General features: G+C 31.0%; 2 protein-coding genes. One reads left to right on the plus strand and one right to left on the minus strand.

Annotated elements, in window-relative coordinates:
* The first annotated feature begins 84 nt into the window (after positions 1-84).
* Positions 85-1098, plus strand: coding sequence for a spore photoproduct lyase (gene splB, locus J5G60_RS18035; RefSeq protein WP_179977303.1), 1014 nt, complete (start codon positions 85-87; stop codon positions 1096-1098).
* A gap of 68 nt (positions 1099-1166) precedes the next feature.
* Here the strand turns inward: splB and J5G60_RS18040 are convergent, their stop codons facing one another.
* A complete protein-coding gene (locus J5G60_RS18040) occupies positions 1167-1871 on the minus strand; it encodes a lysozyme inhibitor LprI family protein (RefSeq protein ID WP_190972223.1) in 705 nt (234 codons plus the stop codon).
* Between the last annotated feature and the right edge of the window lie 360 nt (positions 1872-2231).

Genomic DNA, 2231 nt, shown 5'->3' on the forward strand with positions numbered 1-2231 from the left:
AGTTACAACATTTTGCATATAATTAGAAATATTTTTTAACCCCTTATAATTTTTAATTATAATCACATAATATTCTTGAGGTGAATGATATTGTTTCAGCCTAAAAGAGTTATATTTGAAAATGCGGCGTTGGAATATAAAACAGGGAAAAAAATAATGGAATATTTTAAGCATAAAGATGTGGAATTGCTATTTTCTAAAAGCGGAAGAATAACGCAGATACCGGGGAATACAGCTTCTGAAATGTATTTTGAAAGTAAAAATACATTGGTAGTAGGAATTAGAAAGTCTTATGAGTTTCAATCCTGTAAGCCCTCTGCACATTATCAATTGCCATTAGTAAGTGGTTGTATGGGAATGTGTGAGTATTGTTATCTCAATACTAGAATGGGTAAAAAGCCTTATACAAAGGTTTATGTAAATATAGATGAAATATTAAATAGGGCGGATAAATATATTGAGGAGAAACTGCCAGGTATAACAGTATTTGAAGGTGCGGCAACTTCCGATCCAATTCCTGTTGAACCTTATACAGGGAATTTGAGTAAATGTATAATACACTTTGGGAAAAGTAAAAATGGGTATTTTAAATTTGTGACTAAATTTACTGACGTAGATAATCTTCTCAGTTTAAATCATAATGGGAAAACTACCGTAAGATTCAGTATAAATACAGATAAAATAATAAGTGAATTTGAACACGGAACTCCTAAACTTAAGGATAGAATAAACGCAGCTGTAAAAGTTATAGATGCCGGGTATAATGTGGGCTTTATAATTGCACCAGTATTTTTGAATCCTAATTGGGAAACTGAATACAGGGATATTATAGATAAGATAGGGAATAATTTCTCTGATTCACCGATCACTTTTGAAATAATATCTCATAGATTTACCAAAAAAGCAAAAGAAAATATTTTAACAGTGTATCCTAAAACAATGCTGCCTATGGAAGAGGAAATTAGGAAATTCAAGTATGGCCAGTTTGGGTATGGCAAGTATGTATATAAAGATGATGAATTGAACTATATGAAAGAATTTTTCAAAGAAAATATCGAAAAATACTTTGATAAGTCAAGTATAAAATACATAATATGAGGGTTTAATAAAATGAAAAAAAGAAAAGGGTGTACCCCGTAATTTGTATTGGGGCAAAATTGATGATATTATTTCATGTACTTGTCCACCAATTCATAGCATCTTTCTTTTGTTGATTGGGCTAATGAGTTGGTATATAGTATGGATTCCATTGTTCCCCCCTTCATTTTGGATGAGTCCTCTTCGGCCTTGGCATCTCTCTTATCTGTCCATTGAATTTCTTCATTTTGCAAATTTTCTATTTCGCTTGGGGATGACTGTCCTTTTAATATGTCATAATAAATTTCATCCAAAGCTGCATTCCACTGTTTATATCTTTCATTTGCGTGATTCATCATATCTTCTGCTGTTTTCTCAGTATTGTTGAAATCTTTAAAGCCTAATTCAATATTGTCTAATTTATTTATATATTCCTGTTTTTTATTTTCTTCATTCAGTTTATTATTTGGTCGGTCAATCTTGGAATTGGTTTTCTCTTGAGTATTGGAATTCACGTTCTCTTTAGTTTTTGTAGTATCATCTGTTATGGTAGTTGATGACTCAGTATTTTGGCTTTGTGCAGAGTCTTTTGCTGACTTGGAGTTTTCACCTTCTGCAGTATTTTTTTCTGAACTGGTATTTTCGTTTTCTGCAGTATTTTTTGGCAACTCAGTATTATTGCTTTTTGTAATATTTTTTGCCGGTTGAGTGTTTTCAACTTTTATGGCACTACTTTGACATCCAGTTAAACTTAAAGCTAAAATTAGAATTGTAATTACTATACTTTTTTTCATTTTTATAATCATTCCCTTCGCTTTACTTTGGTATCTGGAATAAGTTTGAATAGAGGTTTTCCACACTTCCAAGCTCTGCTGTTGGGTTGGACTCACTCTCACTAACAATGAAAAATGTCAACAATAAAGAAATCAGTCCAGGTTTTTAAAGTAGGGTACTGTATTAAACTACTTATTGTATGATGTACAATTGCCATAGTTAAATTATATTATACAACCTATAGATAATACAAACTGTTAAATTTTAACAAAAAGGGCGTAATTCTCCTATCTTGTATAAGTGGGAGATGAATAGTCCTTGTTATTTTAGGTTCGATGCCTAAAATAATAACTACTTGACGAATTATTATATATGATGTA

It is taken from the genome of Clostridium sp. HV4-5-A1G (assembly GCF_900184915.1).
Lineage (GTDB): Bacteria > Bacillota > Clostridia > Clostridiales > Clostridiaceae > Clostridium_B > Clostridium_B aromativorans.

What these genes read in the sequence shown, in the direction of transcription:
- J5G60_RS18040 (WP_190972223.1), bottom strand. Translation starts at nt 1,871, where the DNA reads ATGAAAAAAAGTATAGTAATTACAATTCTAATTTTAGCTTTAAGTTTA.
- splB (WP_179977303.1), top strand. Translation starts at nt 85, where the DNA reads ATGATATTGTTTCAGCCTAAAAGAGTTATATTTGAAAATGCGGCGTTG.